Raw genomic sequence first — 16,415 nt, 5'->3', positions numbered from 1 at the left:
TGCCCCGGCTACAGGTGGTCGCGCAGGAAGGCCCGTACCCGCTCCGTCGCGTCCGTCGCCGACGGCTCGTGGTACTCCGCGTGCAGCGGTGTCCGGCGCGCCACCGCGCCCTTCACGCCCGGCGTGCGCGTCATGAACGAGTGCCCGGCCTCGGGGTAGACGACGACGTCGTGCGGGATCCCCCGCTCGGTCAGGTCGGCCTCCAGGCGCTGCGGGTAGCCGTCGGCGAACTGCGCGTCCCGGCCGCCGAAGCTGGCGACGACCGGGCAGACCGGTTCCACCTCGACGCCGGCGCGGCCGTAGAACGGCACCGCGACCCGGTACAGACCGCTCTGGGACAGCAGCATCGCGAACCCGCCGCCCATGCAGAACCCCATGACCCCGATCCGGTCGGCGTCGACGGTGGGCTGGTCGGCCAGCCAGCGCCGCGCGGACTCGCAGTCGCCGAGCGCGGCGCCGCGGCCGGTGGCCATCGTCGCCACCGTCGAGGCGATGCACAGCGGCGTCACCCGGCCGCGGGCGAACAGGTCCGGGATGAGCACGGTGTAGCCCTCGCGGGCCAGCTCGCGGGCGATCCGGCGCATCTCCGGGGTCATCCCGAAGATCTCGTAGATCATCACGATCGCCGGGCCCGGGGTGGTGGTCTCGGGGCGGGCCAGGAAGCCGGGCAGCCTGCCGCCGTTGACGCTGGGCAGCGAGATCTCGGACTCGACGGTCATGGGCGTGCGTCTCTCCCGGCGCGCGGGACCCGGACGAGTCCCTCCTGCATGGTGGTGGCGACCAGGCGGCCGTCGGCGGTGAAGAAGCGTCCGCTCGCGAGGCCGCGCCCGCCCGACGCGGCCGGCGAGAAGCACGAGTACAGCAGCCACTCGTCGGCCCGGAACGGCGCGTGGAACCACATCGCGTGGTCCAGGCTCGCCATCTGCAGCCCGGTCCGGGGCACGTCGTGGCGGGCGACGACCGACCCCAGCAGGGTCAGGTCGCTGGCGTAGGTGAGCAGGCACACGTGCAGCAGCGGGTCGTCGGGCAGCTCGCCGTCGGCGCGCAGCCACAGCCGCATCGGGTCGTCGGACGGACCGGGGTGGTCCTGCGACCAGGACGGCTCGTCGATCAGCCGGATGTCCAGCGGGCGCGGCAGCCCGGCCATCCAGCCGCCGTCGCCGCGGGCGGCGCGGGTGCCGAGGTCGTCGACGGCGTCCGGCGCGGGGACGTCCGAGGGCATCGGCTGGGAGTGTTCCAGGCCGTTCTGCGGCAGCTGGAACGACGCCGACAGCGAGAAGATCGGCTCGCCGCGCTGGATGGCGAGCACCCGGCGGGTGGTGAACGACCGGCCGTCGCGGACCCGCTCGGTCTCGTAGACGATCGGGATGCTCGGGTCCCCGGGCCGGATGAAGTAGGCGTGCAGCGAGTGGACGCCCCGGTCGGCCGCCACCGTGCGGCCCGCGGCGACCAGCGCCTGGCCCGCGACCTGCCCGCCGAACACACGGGGCAGCGACACCGGCGGGCTCACCCCGCGGAAGAGGTTGTCCTCCAGCCGCTCCAGGTCCAGCAGCGCGACCAGGTCGTCGAGGACGGCCTGGCCGCGCGGTTCACCGTCGGCGGCGGTCTGCGCGGTTGCGGAATCGGCACTCACGGTCGGTGAGTATGCCCAACCGGCCTCAGGCGTGGTCGTCCTCGCCCAGGCGGTGCACCCGGATCAGGTTGGTCGAGCCGACCGTGGAGGGCGGCGACCCGGCGACGACGACCACCAGGTCACCCGGCTTGAACCGGCCGATCGAGAGGATCGCGTGGTCGACCTGGCGGATCATGGCGTCGGTCGAGTCGACCTTGTCGACCAGGAACGTCTCGACGCCCCAGGTCATCGCGAGCTGGCTGCGCACCGCGGGCTCCGGGGTGAACGCCAGCAGCGGGAGCCGGGTGTGCAGCCGGGCCAGGCGGCGCACCGTGTCACCGGACTGGGAGAACGCGACCAGCGCCCGCGCCGAGAGACGCTCGCCGATGTCGCGGGCGGCGTAGGACAGCACGCCACGCTTGGTGCGGGGCACGTGGTTGAGCGGCGGCACGTCGGCCGGGCCCGCCTCGACGGCCTCGACGATCTCGGCCATCGTCCGCACGGTCTTGATCGGGTAGCGGCCGACGCTGGTCTCACCGGACAGCATCACGGCGTCGGTGCCGTCGAGGACGGCGTTCGCGACGTCGGAGGCCTCGGCGCGGGTCGGGCGCGAGCTGGTGATCATCGACTCCAGCATCTGGGTCGCGACGATGACCGGCTTGGCGTTCTCCCGCGCGATCTGCACCGCGCGCTTCTGCACCAGCGGCACGTTCTGCAGCGGCAGCTCCACGCCCAGGTCACCGCGGGCGACCATGATGCCGTCGAAGGCGAGCACGACGGCCTCGAGGTTGTCGACGGCCTCCGGCTTCTCCAGCTTCGCGATCACCGGGACGCGGCCGGCACCGGTGTTGTCCATGATCTTGTGGACGAGGTCGATGTCGGCGGGGCTGCGCACGAACGACAGCGCGACGACGTCGACCCGCAGCGACATCGCGAACTCGAGGTCCGCGATGTCCTTGTCCGACAACGCGGGCACCGAGATGTTCATGCCGGGCAGCGACAGGCCCTTGTTGTCCGAGACGGGGCCGCCCTCGGTGACCCGGCAGACCACGTCGTTGCCGTCGACGGCGACGACCCGCAGGCCGACCTTGCCGTCGTCGACGAGCATCCGGTCGTCGACCTGGGCGTCCTGGGCGAGGCCCTTGTAGGTGGTGGAGACCCGGTCGGGGGTGCCGGCCACGTCGTCGACCGTGATCCGCACCTCCTCGCCGGTCGCCCACTCGGTGGGCCCGTCGGTGAAGCGGCCGAGCCGGATCTTCGGGCCCTGCAGGTCGGCGAGGATGCCGACGGCGCGCCCGGTCGAGTCGGCGGCGGCGCGGACCATGTCGTAGACGCGCTTGTGGTCGGCGCGGTCCCCGTGACTGAAGTTGAGCCGGGCCACGTCCATGCCCGCCTCCACGAGGTCACGGATCCGGTCCGGGGTCGCCGTGGCCGGTCCGATGGTGCAGACGATCTTGGTTCGACGTGTCACGGCTATCAGGGTAGCGCTGTCTGGAACGATCAGGACGATCGGAACCCGGCCTGTCGGCGTCCGGTCCGACGGTGTTCATCCCGGCGGTCACCGGTGGAGCAGACTGGGGGTGTGCGCGTCCAGCCGTTCGTCTTGTCGGTCCTGCTGAGCCTGGTGGTCCTGTTCACCCCGGCGTCCGGGGTCCCGACGGCGCCTCCGGGCACCGACAAGGTCGGCCACCTGCTGCTGTTCGCGCTGCTGGCCTGGACCGGGCGGGCCGCCGGGATCCGGGTGTGGCCGCTGCTGGGCGGGCTCGTCGTCTACGCCGCGGCGTCGGAGGTCGCGCAGGCGCTGCTGCCGATCGGGCGCAGCGGGGACGTCCTCGACGCCCTCGTCGACGTCGCCGGGGCGGCACTCGGGGTGGGGCTGGCCGTGCTGGTGGCGCGCCGCAGGCCGGACCGCGAGACGTCGTCGCGGCTCTGAGCCGGAACCGGTCCCCACGGCCGCCCGTGGGACCGGTCGGTCGGCTCAGCCCGAGGGGCGCTGGGTGGCGTCGGCGAAACGGGCCAGGGTCGCCGCGATCGCACGGGTGTAGCGGTCCAGCTTCACGGTGTCGACGTTGCCGATCCGGTCGCAGGCCGAGTGGTAGCAGCCGTCGTAGGCCCGGCCCGCCTCACCGCCCCAGAGCTGGGCCTGGGAGCGGGACTTGGTGTCCTCGTCGCCGGTGACCGCGCCCGCGACCGGGATGCCGACCTCGGCGAAGGGGCCGTCGTCGTCGCCGTAGAGGCCGATGGTCTCGGGCTGCGGGGCGCCCGCCGCGGCCAGCTCCTCGGCCAGCACCGAGGCGACGACGCCGGACCCGGACGGGCCCCGCTCCTCGTCGTCCTCGCCGCGGCCGCCCTGCACGAAGTAGCCGCCGTTGGGTGAGCCGAGCATGTCGGCGTTGAGGTAGAGCAGGTGGTGCTCGCGCTCCTCCTCCGACAGGGACCGCACGTAGCCGGTCGAGCCCTGCAGGTCGTCCTCCTCCGAGCCCCAGAAGCCGAAGGAGACGGTGGCGCCGACGCCCGGCTGCGGGCCGAGCGCGGTCGCCGCGGCGAGCAGCCCGGCGATGCCGCTGCCGTCGTCGTTGATGCCGGGGCCGGCCCGCACGGAGTCGAGGTGGGCGCCGGCGAGCACGATCCGGGCGGGGTCGCCGCCGCGGGTGCGGGCGACGACGTTGCGCAGCTCGCGGCCGTCCCCGGCGTCGTAGGTGGGGGTGGTGACGTCGAACCCGGCGTCGCGCAGCACGCCGGCGACGTAGTCGACCGTCGCGTCGTAGCCGGGGGTCCCGGCGGCGCGGTTGCCGCCGTTGTCGTCGGCGATGCGTTCCAGGGCCCGCAGGTGCGGCACCGCGGCCTCGCCGGTCGCGGCGCCCGTGACCTGCTGGGACAGCGCCCCGGCGGGCGGCGGCGCGGTGGCGGGCCCGGCGGCGGTGCACCCGGCGACGACGAACGCCGCCGTCACCAGCGCCAGCAGCCCGTCACGGCTGCGCCGGCCCCGCGTCCGCCCCTGCACTCCCATGCCCACTCCCCCGTGCGTCGACCCGGACCGCGTCGGCCCGTCCGCGGTGTTCGTACCCCGGCCGTCGTCCGGATCACCGCGCAGGTTGTCGACCGTGTCACGGAAACCCGTCCGGCGCCGCCCGGACCGTCGGCGCCGCCGCGGCGGGCCAGCGGCGCGGGAGCTCGCTGGGGCCGACGTGGTCGTCGAGCCACTCGGTGACCGGGCGGGAGGCCCGCCACACCGTGCGGACCCGGTCCCGGGCCCGCGGGCCGTGCAGCACGTCGTCCGGCGGCCAGCTCCGCGACACGTAGAGCCCCTTGTGCCGCAGCAGGTCGAGCCGCGGATGGCCGGGATCGGTGCCGCGCGGGCGGGTCCTGAGCGTCGCGCCGTCGACGGTGAGCCCGGCGGCGCGGGCGGTGTCGAGCCGGGCCCGCAGGTCCTCGCCGCGGCGCTGGTCGTCGACGCTCTCGCGGTAGCGGGTCAGCTGGTCGGGCGCCATGTGGTAGTAGCCGCCCGCGGCGAGCATCCCGTCCGCGGACACCTCGACGTAGAACGGCTCGGCGAAGCCGCCGCAGTGGGTCTTGTACGGCGTCTTGTCCGCGGCGAAGCGCACGTCGCGGTAGGGCCGGAACACCTTGCCCGCCCCGAACTCCGGTTCGAGGTCGGCGAGCAGCGCCGTCATCGGGCCGCGGACGTCGCTCTCGTAGACCTCGCGCTGGTCGGTCCAGTACGCCCGGGAGTTGTCGGCGAGCAGGCCGTCGTAGAACTCGACGGCGCCGTCGCCGAAGCCCGCGAACGCGCTCACGCGTCCTCGCGCTCCTGGGGCGTGCCCTGCTCCCCGGGAGCGGTGGTGTCCTCCGGCTCGGGCGCGACGAACTCCTCGCGGCCGCGCCGGGCGAACGCGACGTAGAGCACCGCCCCGACGAACACGACGGCCGAGACGACGACGTTGATCCGGACGTCGCCGAACACGCGGGTCGCCGGATCCGTGCGCATGAGCTCGATGAAGAACCGGCCGAGGGTGTAGCCCGCGACGTAGAGCGCGAACACCTTGCCGTGGCCGAGCCGGAACCGGCGGTCGGCCAGCACGATCAGCGCGGCGACGACGAGGTTCCACAGCAGCTCGTAGAGGAAGGTGGGGTGCACGACCGCGATCGGCGTGGGGTCGAGCGCGACGCCGCCGAGCGGGTCGTCCAGCCCGGTCGCGGGGTCGACCCGACGGTAGATCTCCAGGCCCCAGGGCAGGGTGGTCGGACCGCCGTAGAGCTCCTGGTTGAACCAGTTCCCGAGCCGCCCGATCGCCTGGGCGACGATGATGCCGGGCGCGACCGCGTCGGCGAACAGCGGCAGCGGGACGCCGTGGCGGCGGCAGCCGATCCAGGCCCCGACCCCGCCGAGCGCGATGGCGCCCCAGATCCCGAGCCCGCCGTTCCAGATCTCCAGCGCACCCCACGGGTTGCCGCCGGGGCCGAAGTAGGTCCGCCAGTCGGTGGCGACGTGGTAGAGCCGCCCGCCGAGCAGGCCGAACGGCACCGCCCACACCGCGACGTCGAGCACCGTCCCGGCCCGCCCGCCGCGCGCCTGCAGCCGACGCTCGCCCCACCACAGGGCGACCGCGATGCCGGCGATGATGCACAGCGCGTACGCCCGGATCGGGACCGGGCCGAGGTGCCAGACACCGCGGTCCGGGCTCGGGATCGAGGCCGGGAGCGCGGCGGGCAGGACGGTGGCGAGCGTGACGAGCACGGCTCAGCCGCCGTTGCGGCTGCAGGACGGGTGGAACCCGGCCGCGACCAGCCCGCGCACCGCGGCCGCCGGGTCACCGCTGGTCACCAGGCCCTCGCCGACCAGCACCGCGTCCGCACCCCAGCCCGCGTAGGTGAGCAGGTCACCGGGGCCACGGACACCGGACTCGGCGACCTTGAGCACGTGCGACGGCAGCCCGGGGGCGATCTCACCGAAGACCGACCGGTTCACCTCGAGGGTGTGCAGGTTGCGGGCGTTCACGCCGATCAGGGTGGCGCCGGCCTCCAGGGCGCGGTCGCACTCCTCCTCGGTGTGCACCTCGACCAGCGGGGTCATACCGAGGGACTCGATGCGGTCCAGCAGCGAGGCGAGCACCGGCTGCTCCAGCGCGGCGACGATCAGCAGCACGACGTCCGCGCCGTGCGCACGGGCCTCGTGCACCTGGTACGGCGTGACGACGAAGTCCTTGCGCAGCAGCGGGGTGTCGACCCGGGCGCGGACGGCGTCGAAGTCGGCCAGCGAGCCGCCGAAGCGGCGCTGCTCGGTGAGCACGCTGATCACCCGCGCGCCGTTGGCGGAGTAGGCCTCGGCGAGGTCGGCCGGATCGGGGATGTCGGCGAGCGACCCCTTCGACGGGCTGGCCCGCTTCACCTCGGCGATGACGCCGACACCCGGCTCGCGCAGGGCCGCCATCGCGTCCCGCGGCGGCGGCGCGGCCGCGGCCCGCCGTTTGATCTCGGCGAGGTCGACGACGCTCTCGCGCTCGGCGAGGTCCTCCCGGACCCCGTCCACGATGGACTCGAGGACGCTGGGTACGCGACCCGGTGTCCCGTTCGGGTGTCCGGCAGTACCGGCAGTGCCCGTAGTGCTCACAGGGCCGACTCCTCCTCCGCTCGCGCGTCGCCCGGACGTCGAGGTCATGCTAGTTCTCCCCCTCACGCGGGCCGACGGTCGGGTCGCCGCCGGCGTCGAGCCGTTCCCAGGCCGCCCGGTCGGGGTCGGCCGGTGTCGTGGCCGCCTGCGTCCCGGGTGCGGCGTACCGGGCGCCGAGCCGCGGCAGCCGCGGCTCGCGGACCACCAGCAGCACCGCCGCGGCGAGCGCGACGACCCCGCCGGCGACGGCCAGCCAGGGCCACGGCGTCGCCGAGACCGCGCCGGAGCCCGCGGGGGCGTTCGGGGCGGTCAGCCCGGAACGGGCGGAGGCCAGCTCCACCGCCGACGGCGGCACGGCGACCAGCCGCAGGGTCAGCACCACCGCGGCCGCCCCGGCGAGCCCGACCAGCACGCCCAGCACGCGGCGGGCGATCCCGGACAGTGCGACCAGCGCGGCGACGGCCGCCACCAGCAGCGCCGCGACCGCGGTGACGGCGGGCTGCAGCTGTGCGCCGGTGGCGCCGAGCTCGACGGTGCCGCGGGTCGCGGTGGGCACCTCCAGCACGAACCACTCGGCCGCACCGGCACCCCACAGCGCACCGGCGCCGAGCAGCAGTCCGAGCGCGGTCAGGCCCAGTGCCCGCCGGTCGCTGCGGTCCGCCGTGTGCGCGGCGGCGCCGTCGTCGCCGGGCGCCGTCACGCGCTGCCCGGGGCCGGCGGGGGTGACATGGACCCGGCCGCCGCGACGGCCGAGAGCACCGCCCGGGCCTTGTTCAGGCACTCCATGTCCTCCGCGGCCGGGTCGGAGTCGGCGACGATCCCCCCGCCCGCCTGCACGTACGCGGTCCCGTTGCGGATCATCGCGGTGCGGATGGCGATCGCGGTGTCGGCGTTGCCCGCGAAGTCGAGGTAGCCGACGATGCCGCCGTACTGACCGCGCCGGGTCGGCTCCAGCCGGTCGATGACCTGCATGGCCCGCACCTTCGGCGCCCCGGACAGGGTGCCGGCCGGGAAGCAGGCGACGACGGCGTCGAACGCGGTGCGGTCGCCGCGCAGCAGCCCGGTCACCGTCGACACCAGGTGCATGACGTGGCTGTAGCGCTCGATCTCGAAGAAGTTCCGCACGGTCACCGTGCCGGGCTCGCACACCCGGCCGAGGTCGTTGCGGCCGAGGTCGACGAGCATCAGGTGCTCGGCGCGCTCCTTCTCGTCGCCGCGCAGCTCCTTCTCCAGGAGCTGGTCCTCCTCGTCGGTCGCGCCGCGCCAGCGGGTGCCCGCGATGGGGTGCGTGGTGGCACGCCCGTCGAGCACGCTGACCAGCGCCTCCGGGCTGGACCCGACGATGGAGAACGGCGGCCCGCCCGCCGCGTCGTCGAGACGCAGCAGGTACATGTACGGGCTCGGGTTCGTGGTGCGCAGGATCCGGTAGACCTCGAGCGGGTCGGCGTCGCACTCCATCTCGAAGCGCTGCGAGAGCACGATCTGGAACGCCTCGCCGGCGCGGATCTGCTCCTTGGCGTCCTCGATCGCGGCGTGGTGCTGCTCGGGGGTGCGCCGGCGGAGGAACTCGGGGCGGGTCGGGGTGTACACCGCGACCGAGCTGGGCGCCGGCACGGCGAGCTCGCCGGTCATCCGGTCCAGCCGGGCGACGGCGTCGTCGTAGGCCTGGTCGACGCGCTCGTCGGTGGCGTCCCAGTTGATCGCGTTCGCGATCAGGGTGACGGTGCCCTCGTGGTGGTCGAGCGCGGCCAGGTCGGTGGCCAGCAGCATGACCAGCTCGGGCAGCGCCAGGTCGTCGACGGCGGGGTCGTCCGGGTCCGCGATGCGCTCGACGCGGCGGACGATGTCGTAGCCGAGGTAGCCGACCATGCCGCCGGTCAGCGGCGGGAGCCCGGGCAGCGGCTCGGAGTGCAGCTCGGTGACCACGGTGCGCAGCGCGTCGAGCGGGTCGCCGGTGGTGGGCAGGCCGTCGGGCACCTCCCCGGTCCAGACCAGCTCGCCGTCGACGGCGGTGAGCGCGGCGGCGCTGCGGGCCCCGACGAACGACCACCGCGACCAGGACCGACCGTTCTCGGCGGACTCCAGCAGGAACGTGCCCGCGGTCCCGCCCGCGAGCTTGCGGTAGACCCCGACCGGGGTCTCGTCGTCGGCCAGCAGCCGCCGGGTCACCGGGATGACCCGGTGCGCGCGCGCCAGCTCCCGGAACTCCTCACGGGTGGGGCTCACCGCGCCCAGGGCCGCGACCGCGGGAGCCGCGGGGGCCCCGGTCGTCGTCGCGCCACCGGATGCGTTCTGGGTCCGCTGGGTCATGCGACTCATTGTCCCCGAGCAGTGACGGCCGCCCTCGCGCGGGTGAGGATGGGGCGCATGACCGAACCGAGCGCCACCGCACCCCCGGGCCCGGGGGCGTCGCCACGGCGTCGTGGCCGCCGGTCCGGCGGCGCGGACACCCGGGCCGGGCTGCTCGCGGCCGCCCGCGCCGAGTTCGCCGACCGCGGCTTCGACGGCGCCACGGTCCGCCGGATCGCCGAACGGGCCGGGGTGGACCCGGCCATGGTGAACCACTGGTTCGGCGGCAAGGAGAAGCTGTTCCTCGCCGCGCTGGACCTGCCGGTCGACCCCGCACAGGTCCGGCGGATGGTGCTGGACGGCCCCGCCGACCGGGTCGGCGAGCGGATCGTACGGGGGTTCCTGACGGTCTGGGACACCGGCGGCGGCGCCCCGATGGCGGCGGTGCTGCGCAGCGTCGCGGGTCACGACATCGCGGCCCGGATGCTGCGTGAGTTCGTCGGCGGCGGGATCCTGCGCCCGGTCACCCGGGCGCACTCCCCCGACCGGCCCGACGAGCGGGGCGCGCTCGTCGGCTCCCAGCTGATCGGGCTCGGCATGATGCGCTACGTGGTGCGGCTGGAGCCGCTGGCCTCGGCGCCGCGCGAGGACGTCGTCGCCGCGGTCGGGCCGACCGTGCAGCGCTACCTGACCGGGAACCTGGGGTCGACGAACCCCGAGGAGTAGGCGGCGACGACGGCCTGGGTCCGGTCCCGCGACCCGGTCTTGGCCAGCACCGCGGCGACGTGGGTCTTCACCGTCTCCACGCCCAGCACCAGCTCCTCCGCGATCTCGGCGTTGGACAGCCCGCGCGCCACGAGGCGCAGCACCTCGCCCTCGCGCGCGGTCAGCCCGGCGGAGGCGAGCCGGTCGCCGTCGTCGGCGGCGAACCCGGCCACGAGCTCACGCACCGCCGCCGGGAACAGCAGCGACTCCCCCGCGGCGACGGTGTGCACGGCCCGCACCACGTCGCGCGGCGGGGTCCGCTTCAGCAGGAAGCCACCGGCCCCGGCGCGCAACGCGTCCAGGACGTGCCGGTCGTGGCCGAACGTGGTGAGCACCAGCACCCGCGGTGGGTGGGGCCTGCGCAGCAGCGCCCGGGTGGCGGTGATGCCGTCGACCGCGGGCATCCGGACGTCCATCAGCACGACGTCCGGCCGCAGCCGGGCGACCAGCCCGGGGACCTCGGCGCCGTCGGCGGCCTCGCCGAGGACGGTGATGCCGGGGTCGGCCTCGAGCACCGCGCGCAGCCCGGTGCGGATCAGCTCCTCGTCGTCGACCAGCAGGACGCCGACCGTCGCGTCGCTCGTCATCGCTCCCCTCCGTACGCCGGTCACCGTCCTACCGCGCCCGTCGGCGTGTCCCCGCATCGCCTCGCCGAGCGGCCGGTGAGCACGCCACCCCGGGAGCAGGACTGTCACCCGACTGCCGCAGCCGTCCTGCCCTCGGGACCGCCGGAGGCACCCGACCCGGTGGCCGCCGCCGGGGCACGACCGCACACTGGGGCCATGGTCGATCTGTCCGCCCGGCTCCCCGACGCCGTCACCGACCGGCTCGCGGCCCTGCGCTCGCGGGCCGGGTCGGCGGTGTTCAGCCGGGTCGCCGGGGACGAGGGCTCCGGCCGCCGGGCCCGTGTGCTCGGCGCCGAGGGCCCGCGCTGGTTCCCCGAGGACGCGGCGATCCGCACGGTGCACGGCGACGCGTCGATGTTCGTCGGCGGGCTGCGGGCGCTGCTGCTGCAGTCGCTGCACCCGCTGGCCATGGCCGGGGTCGCCGGGCACTCCGGGTTCCGGGGCGACCCGTGGGGACGGCTGCAGCGCACCTCCTACTTCCTGGCCGCGACGACGTTCGGCCCGGCCGAGGAGGCCGAGCGGGTGATCGCCCGGATCCGGCGGGCGCACGTCCACGTCCGCGGGACCGCGCCGGACGGGCGCCCCTACTCGGCGTCGGACCCGCATCTGCTGCGATGGGTGCACATCGCCGAGATCGACAGCTTCCTCACCGCGCACGACCGCTACGGCAGCGCACCGCTGGACGCCGCGGGCCGCGACGCCTATGTCGCCGACGCCGCACGCGTCGCCCGTGAGCTGGGCGTGCCCGACCCGCCGGAGTCCACCGCGGAGCTGAAGGCGCAGCTCGACGGGTACCGGCCCGAGCTGGCCGGCACCCCCGAGGCGCGCGACGCCGCCCGGTTCCTGTTGTGGGAGCCGCCGCTGCCGCTCTCCGCGCGGGTGCCGTACGCGGTGCTGGCCGCCGCGTCGGTCGGGCTGATGCCGCGCTGGACGCGGCTGCCGCTGCGGCTGCCGTGGCTGCCGGTGGCCGAGCGGACGGTCGTGCGAGCGGGCGGGCACGCGATCACCGCAGGCATCCGGTGGGTGACGAGCACACCACAGCCCGCTCCCCCGCCGATGCCCCCGGCGCACCCCTGACCGGGCGCGCGCTCAGCTCCCGGCGAGCAGGACGTCGGAGTCGAAGCAGGTCCGGGTCCCGGTGTGACAGGCCGGCCCCTCCTGGTCGACGACGACGAGCACCGCGTCGCCGTCGCAGTCCAGCCGGACCTCGTGCACGTGCTGCACGTGCCCCGACGTGCCGCCCTTGACCCAGTACTCCTGCCGCGACCGCGACCAGTAGGTCCCCCGGCCGGTGGTCAGGGTGCGGTGCAGCGCCTCGTCGTCCATCCAGCCGACCATCAGCACCTCGCCGGCGCGGGACTGCACGACGGCGCAGACCAGGCCGTCGGCGTCGCGCTTGAGGCGGGCCGCGACCGCCGGGTCCAGCGCGGACTCGGCCGCGGACAGGCGCACGCTCTGTGCGGTCATCGGATCTCGACCCCCTCGCCCCGCAGCGCGTCCTTGACCTGGCCGATCCGCAGCTGCCCGAAGTGGAACACGCTCGCGGCCAGCACCGCGTCCGCTCCGGCCCGCACGGCCGGGGCGAAGTGCTCGACCGCGCCGGCACCACCGGAGGCGATCACCGGGACGTCGACGACCTTCCGGACCGCGGTCAGCATCTCCAGGTCGAACCCGGCGCGGGTGCCGTCGGCGTCCATCGAGTTGAGCAGGATCTCCCCGACGCCGAGCTCCTGGCCGCGCTGCGCCCACTCGACGGCGTCGATCCCGGCGGAGCGGCGCCCGCCGTGCGTGGTGACCTCCCAGCCCGACGGCTGCGGCTGCTCGCCCTCGGGGACGCGACGGGCGTCGACCGACAGCACGATGCACTGGCTGCCGAAGCGCCGCGACATCTCGTGCAGCAGCGTGGGCCGGGCGATCGCGGCGGTGTTCACCGAGACCTTGTCCGCGCCCGCGCGGAGCATCCGGTCGACGTCGTCGGGGGTGCGGATGCCGCCGCCGACGGTCAGCGGGATGAACACCTGCTCGGCGGTGCGGCGCACCACGTCGATCATGGTGCCGCGCTCCGACGACGACGCGGTGACGTCGAGGAAGGTCAGCTCGTCGGCGCCCTCCGCGTCGTAGACCCGCGCCATCTCGACCGGGTCGCCCGCGTCGCGGAGCTCCTTGAAGTTGACGCCCTTCACCACGCGCCCGGCGTCGACGTCCAGGCAGGGGATGACGCGGACCGCGACGCCCATCAGGCGCTCACCGCGTCGACGGCCTCGATCGCCTCGGGCAGGGTGAACCGGCCGGCGTAGAGCGCCTTGCCGATGATCGACCCCTCGATGTTCACCCCGGTCGCGGCGACCTCGGCCAGCCGCACCAGGTCGGCGACCTCGGAGATCCCGCCGGAGGCGATCACCGGGGCGGTGGTGGCCTTCGCGACCTCGGTGAGCAGCTCGACGTTCGGGCCCTGGAGGGTGCCGTCCTTGGAGACGTCGGTGACGATGTAGCGGGTGGCGCCGTCGGCGTCGAGGCGGGCGAGGACCTCCCAGAGGTCGCCGCCGTCGGAGGTCCAGCCGCGCCCGGCGACGCGGCGCCTGCCGTCGATCATCTTGACGTCGAGGCCGATCGCGATCTTCTCGCCGTGCTCGGCGAGGACCTTCCGGCACCACTCGGGCTGCTCGAGCGCGGCGGTGCCCAGGTTGAGCCGGGCCGCGCCGGTGGACAGCGCGCGCTCCAGGGACTCGTCGTCGCGGATGCCGCCGGACAGCTCGACCCGCAGGTCGAGCTTCCCGACCACCTCGGCCAGCAGCTCGGCGTTCGAGCCGCGGCCGAACGCCGCGTCGAGATCGACCAGATGGACCCACTCGGCGCCGCCGGCCTGCCAGTTCAGGGCAGCGTCCAGGGGCGAGCCGTAGCCGGTCTCGGTGCCGGCCTCGCCCTGCACCAGCCGGACGGCCTGCCCGTCGACGACGTCCACCGCGGGAAGCAACGTGAAGCTCACCGCGCCAGCGTATCCGCGCCGCTCGTAGCCTCCGGGGGTGGCCGAGGGGGACAGCATCTTCCGGCTCGCGGCGCGGCTGGACGCGGCCACCGCGGGCGCGGTGATCGCACGCTCGGACGTGCGCCACCCCCGCCTCGCCGGCGCCGACCTCGCCGGGGAGGAGATCACCGGCTGGGTGCCGCGCGGCAAGCACCTGCTGGCCCGCACCGCGGGCGGCTGGACGGTGCACTCGCACCTGCGGATGTCCGGGCGGTGGTCGGTGCTGCGGCCCGGGAAGTGGCTCCCCCGCGCCGTCGCGGCCGACCTGCGGATCGCGCTGCACCTCGTCGACGGCCGCACCCTGGCCGGGATCGGGCTGCCGGTGCTGGCGGTGCTCCCGACCCGCGACGAGCACACCGTCGTCGGGCACCTGGGCCCGGACCTGCTGGGCGACACCTTCGACGGCGACGCGGCCCTCGCCCGGCTGCGCGCCGGCCCCGGCCGGGCGGTGCTGGCGGCGCTGCTGGACCAGCGCGTCGTCGCCGGGCTGGGGAACATGTGGGCCCAGGAGCTGCTGTTCCTGGAGCGGGTCTCCCCGTGGCGGGCGTGCTCCGCGGTCGACGACCCCGGCGCGCTCCTCGGGCACGGCCGCGCGCTGCTGCGCGACGCCGTCGTGCGCAACCCGGCGCAGAACACCACCGGGCGGGTCCGGCCGCGGCACTTCGTCTACGGCCGCTACCGGCGGCCCTGTCTGCGCTGCGGCACCGCGGTGGCGTTCGCGGCGCCGGAGCGCACCCCGCACGGCCGCGAGACCTGGTGGTGCCCGCGCTGCCAGCGGTGAGCGCGCGGTCGTCGCCGGTTCGCCCTACCGTCGGATCATGGAACTCTCCGGGGCGCGGACGCTGGTGGTCGGGGCGACGGGTGTGCTGGGCGGCGCGCTCACCGAGGCGCTGCGCGACCAGGGCGCGACGCTCGCGCCGGCGGGCCGCACCGATCCCTCCGGGGCCGACGGCGAGCCCACGTTCACGCTCGACGCACTCGACCTCGAGCGCTGTGCCGCCGTCGTCGACGAGGCGGCGGACGCCCTGGGCGGGCTGGACCTGGTGTTCGTGGCGATCGGGGTGGCCGGGTTCGGGGAGGAGTCGGAGAACGACGTCGTCACCGAGCACCTGCTGACGGTCAACGCGCAGGCGCCGATGGCGATCGGCCGGGCCGCCCTCCCGCACCTCACCGACTCCGGTGGCACCCTCGCGATGATCTCGGCGATCCTGGCGGACGTGCCGACGCCGGGAATGGCGGCCTACTCGGCGTCGAAGGCGGCGCTGTCGGCGTGGCTGACCGCGACCCGCGGTGGCCTGCGCAAGCAGGGGGTGCGGGTGCTCGACGTGCGGCCGCCGCACATCGAGACCGGGCTCGCCGACCGCGCCGTCGCCGGGACGGTGCCGTCCGGCATCAGGGCCGGTTCCGACGTCGCGACGCTCGTCGGGCAGGTGCTCGAGGCGCTGCGCTCGGACAGGCGGACGGTGACCTTCGACCTGCGCTCCGGGGAGTACGCGCTGGGCTGAGGCGCGTTCCGCGGAATGGGCCCGCTCGCCCCGACGCCGCCCTCGGCTCAGCCCTTGACCGAGCGCAGCCAGTTCTCCAGGACCGCGGCGCCGGCGTCGCCGGACTTCTCCGGGTGGAACTGGGTCGCCGACAGCGGCCCGTTCTCGACCGCGGCGACGACGTCCTCGCCGTGGTGGGTCCAGGTCACCTTCGGCGCCGCGATCGCGTGCGAGGGCTCCAGGGTCCAGCGCCGGACGCCGAACGAGTGCACGAAGTAGAAGCGGGTGTCGGCGTCGAGCCCGGCGAACAGGGTGCTGTCCTGCGGGGTCCGGACGGTGTTCCACCCCATGTGCGGCAGCACGTCGGCCTGGATCCGCTCGACGGTGCCGGGCCACTCGCCGCAGCCCTCGGTGTCCTCGTCGAACTCGACGCCGCGCTCGAACATCACCTGCATGCCGACGCAGATGCCGAGGACCGGGCGGCCACCGGCGAGGCGGCGCCCGATGATCTGCGGGCCGCGGACCGCGTGCAGGCCCTGCATGCACGCCGCGAAGGCGCCCACCCCGGGGACGACGAGACCGTCGGCCTCGGTCGCCGCGTCGAAGTCGGACGTCACGGTGACGTCCGCGCCGACGCGTTCGAGGGCGCGCTCGGCGGAGCGCAGGTTCCCGGAGCCGTAGTCGAGGACGACGATGCGTGCCACGCGACCAGCGTAGTCGCCGCCCCGCGCGTCTCCCCGCGGCCCGGGGGGCGACGCCGTGATCATCGGTACCTGTGCGCTGCTCGGGCCGACCGGCGACGGCGCTCGAGTACCGATGATCGTGCCGCCGGGTACGGGGTCGGACCGCGCGGTAGCGCGTCGCCGTTCCGTGCTCTGTCCGGCGAACGCGGCGAGCCCCGCCTCGGCCGCGACCGGAGCAGGACCGCGTCCTCGACACCCGGGCGCACACCACCTCGCCGAGCTCGCGCTGGCCCCCGCAGACCGGCGGTGACGACATCCTC

General features: G+C 75.2%; 19 protein-coding genes. 5 read left to right on the top strand and 14 right to left on the bottom strand.

Translation table 11 applies throughout. The features are described from left to right. Positions 1-8 precede the first annotated feature (8 nt). From MTO91_RS10595 to pyk, 3 genes are read right to left on the bottom strand one after another with little or no spacing between them, the layout of a single operon-like run. Positions 9-719 carry a dienelactone hydrolase family protein gene (locus tag MTO91_RS10595; RefSeq protein WP_208820781.1) on the bottom strand — a complete coding sequence of 237 codons (711 nt, stop codon included), beginning with the start codon at positions 717-719 and terminating at the stop codon, positions 9-11. Then, positions 716-1,633 (bottom strand): acyl-CoA thioesterase, encoded by a 918-nt coding sequence (locus MTO91_RS10590; RefSeq protein ID WP_178375207.1) that lies wholly within the window; start codon positions 1,631-1,633, stop codon positions 716-718. The genes MTO91_RS10595 and MTO91_RS10590 overlap by 4 nt, the downstream gene beginning before the upstream one ends. A 25-nt stretch (positions 1,634-1,658) precedes the next feature. Beyond that, positions 1,659-3,083 carry a pyruvate kinase gene (gene pyk, locus MTO91_RS10585; RefSeq protein ID WP_251786066.1) on the bottom strand — a complete coding sequence of 475 codons (1,425 nt, stop codon included), beginning with the start codon at positions 3,081-3,083 and terminating at the stop codon, positions 1,659-1,661. A gap of 111 nt (positions 3,084-3,194) precedes the next feature. On the opposite strand from pyk, the gene MTO91_RS10580 reads away from it, so the two are divergent. Next, complete coding sequence (locus tag MTO91_RS10580; protein ID WP_476654403.1) at positions 3,195-3,545, top strand: VanZ family protein; 351 nt, start codon at positions 3,195-3,197, stop codon at positions 3,543-3,545. A gap of 45 nt (positions 3,546-3,590) precedes the next feature. Here the strand turns inward: MTO91_RS10580 and MTO91_RS10575 are convergent, their stop codons facing one another. The 6 genes from MTO91_RS10575 to MTO91_RS10550 all read right to left on the bottom strand — a co-directional run bounded on the left by MTO91_RS10575 (position 3,591) and on the right by MTO91_RS10550 (position 9,533). Further along, positions 3,591-4,622 carry a M28 family peptidase gene (locus tag MTO91_RS10575; RefSeq protein WP_251786062.1) on the bottom strand — a complete coding sequence of 344 codons (1,032 nt, stop codon included), beginning with the start codon at positions 4,620-4,622 and terminating at the stop codon, positions 3,591-3,593. A gap of 97 nt (positions 4,623-4,719) precedes the next feature. Further along, positions 4,720-5,409 (bottom strand): DUF2461 domain-containing protein, encoded by a 690-nt coding sequence (locus tag MTO91_RS10570; RefSeq protein WP_476654402.1) that lies wholly within the window; start codon positions 5,407-5,409, stop codon positions 4,720-4,722. Continuing rightward, positions 5,406-6,350, bottom strand: a complete 945-nt coding sequence (gene lgt / locus MTO91_RS10565; protein WP_100880275.1) for a prolipoprotein diacylglyceryl transferase — start codon at positions 6,348-6,350, stop codon at positions 5,406-5,408. The genes MTO91_RS10570 and lgt overlap by 4 nt, the downstream gene beginning before the upstream one ends. A 3-nt stretch (positions 6,351-6,353) precedes the next feature. Further along, complete coding sequence (gene trpC, locus MTO91_RS10560) at positions 6,354-7,223, bottom strand: indole-3-glycerol phosphate synthase TrpC (RefSeq protein ID WP_308215870.1); 870 nt, start codon at positions 7,221-7,223, stop codon at positions 6,354-6,356. 49 nt (positions 7,224-7,272) lie between these two features. Then, the gene (locus MTO91_RS10555) at positions 7,273-7,923 is read right to left on the bottom strand and encodes a Trp biosynthesis-associated membrane protein (protein WP_476654401.1); all 651 of its coding nucleotides are present in this window, start codon (positions 7,921-7,923) and stop codon (positions 7,273-7,275) included. Beyond that, positions 7,920-9,533 carry an anthranilate synthase component I gene (locus tag MTO91_RS10550; protein WP_476654400.1) on the bottom strand — a complete coding sequence of 538 codons (1,614 nt, stop codon included), beginning with the start codon at positions 9,531-9,533 and terminating at the stop codon, positions 7,920-7,922. The genes MTO91_RS10555 and MTO91_RS10550 overlap by 4 nt, the downstream gene beginning before the upstream one ends. Before the next feature lie 57 nt (positions 9,534-9,590). On the opposite strand from MTO91_RS10550, the gene MTO91_RS10545 reads away from it, so the two are divergent. After that, complete coding sequence (locus MTO91_RS10545; protein ID WP_405417902.1) at positions 9,591-10,238, top strand: TetR/AcrR family transcriptional regulator; 648 nt, start codon at positions 9,591-9,593, stop codon at positions 10,236-10,238. Here MTO91_RS10545 and MTO91_RS10540 read toward each other — a convergent pair. Then, positions 10,196-10,864: a response regulator gene (locus MTO91_RS10540; protein ID WP_476654399.1), complete on the bottom strand. Its 669-nt coding sequence runs from the start codon at positions 10,862-10,864 to the stop codon at positions 10,196-10,198. The two genes, MTO91_RS10545 and MTO91_RS10540, sit on opposite strands and share 43 nt — an antisense overlap. Before the next feature lie 195 nt (positions 10,865-11,059). On the opposite strand from MTO91_RS10540, the gene MTO91_RS10535 reads away from it, so the two are divergent. Continuing rightward, entirely contained in the window at positions 11,060-11,980 is a 921-nt protein-coding gene (locus tag MTO91_RS10535; protein WP_405417906.1) for an oxygenase MpaB family protein, read from the top strand. A 12-nt stretch (positions 11,981-11,992) separates the two neighbouring features. Here the strand turns inward: MTO91_RS10535 and hisI are convergent, their stop codons facing one another. Genes hisI through priA form a run of 3 tightly spaced genes read right to left on the bottom strand, consistent with a single transcriptional unit; the run spans position 11,993 to position 13,889 of the window. Continuing rightward, positions 11,993-12,370 (bottom strand): phosphoribosyl-AMP cyclohydrolase, encoded by a 378-nt coding sequence (gene hisI, locus MTO91_RS10530; protein ID WP_251786045.1) that lies wholly within the window; start codon positions 12,368-12,370, stop codon positions 11,993-11,995. Continuing rightward, positions 12,367-13,140, bottom strand: coding sequence for an imidazole glycerol phosphate synthase subunit HisF (gene hisF, locus MTO91_RS10525; protein WP_476654398.1), 774 nt, complete (start codon positions 13,138-13,140; stop codon positions 12,367-12,369). The genes hisI and hisF overlap by 4 nt, the downstream gene beginning before the upstream one ends. Next, positions 13,140-13,889 (bottom strand): bifunctional 1-(5-phosphoribosyl)-5-((5-phosphoribosylamino)methylideneamino)imidazole-4-carboxamide isomerase/phosphoribosylanthranilate isomerase PriA, encoded by a 750-nt coding sequence (gene priA, locus MTO91_RS10520; protein WP_476654397.1) that lies wholly within the window; start codon positions 13,887-13,889, stop codon positions 13,140-13,142. The genes hisF and priA overlap by 1 nt, the downstream gene beginning before the upstream one ends. Before the next feature lie 37 nt (positions 13,890-13,926). Between priA and MTO91_RS10515 the strand changes: the two genes are divergently transcribed. Both MTO91_RS10515 and MTO91_RS10510 read left to right on the top strand, forming a co-directional pair. Then, positions 13,927-14,709 (top strand): DNA-formamidopyrimidine glycosylase family protein, encoded by a 783-nt coding sequence (locus MTO91_RS10515; RefSeq protein ID WP_405417909.1) that lies wholly within the window; start codon positions 13,927-13,929, stop codon positions 14,707-14,709. A gap of 37 nt (positions 14,710-14,746) precedes the next feature. Continuing rightward, positions 14,747-15,433 carry an SDR family NAD(P)-dependent oxidoreductase gene (locus tag MTO91_RS10510; protein ID WP_476654396.1) on the top strand — a complete coding sequence of 229 codons (687 nt, stop codon included), beginning with the start codon at positions 14,747-14,749 and terminating at the stop codon, positions 15,431-15,433. A 47-nt stretch (positions 15,434-15,480) separates the two neighbouring features. On the opposite strand, the gene hisH is transcribed toward MTO91_RS10510, so the two are convergent. Beyond that, positions 15,481-16,116: an imidazole glycerol phosphate synthase subunit HisH gene (gene hisH / locus MTO91_RS10505; protein WP_346109033.1), complete on the bottom strand. Its 636-nt coding sequence runs from the start codon at positions 16,114-16,116 to the stop codon at positions 15,481-15,483. Positions 16,117-16,415: the final 299 nt, after the last annotated feature.

This window comes from Pseudonocardia sp. 2-7 (genome assembly GCF_056341085.1).
This window is presented reverse-complemented; position numbering and strand designations above follow the sequence as displayed.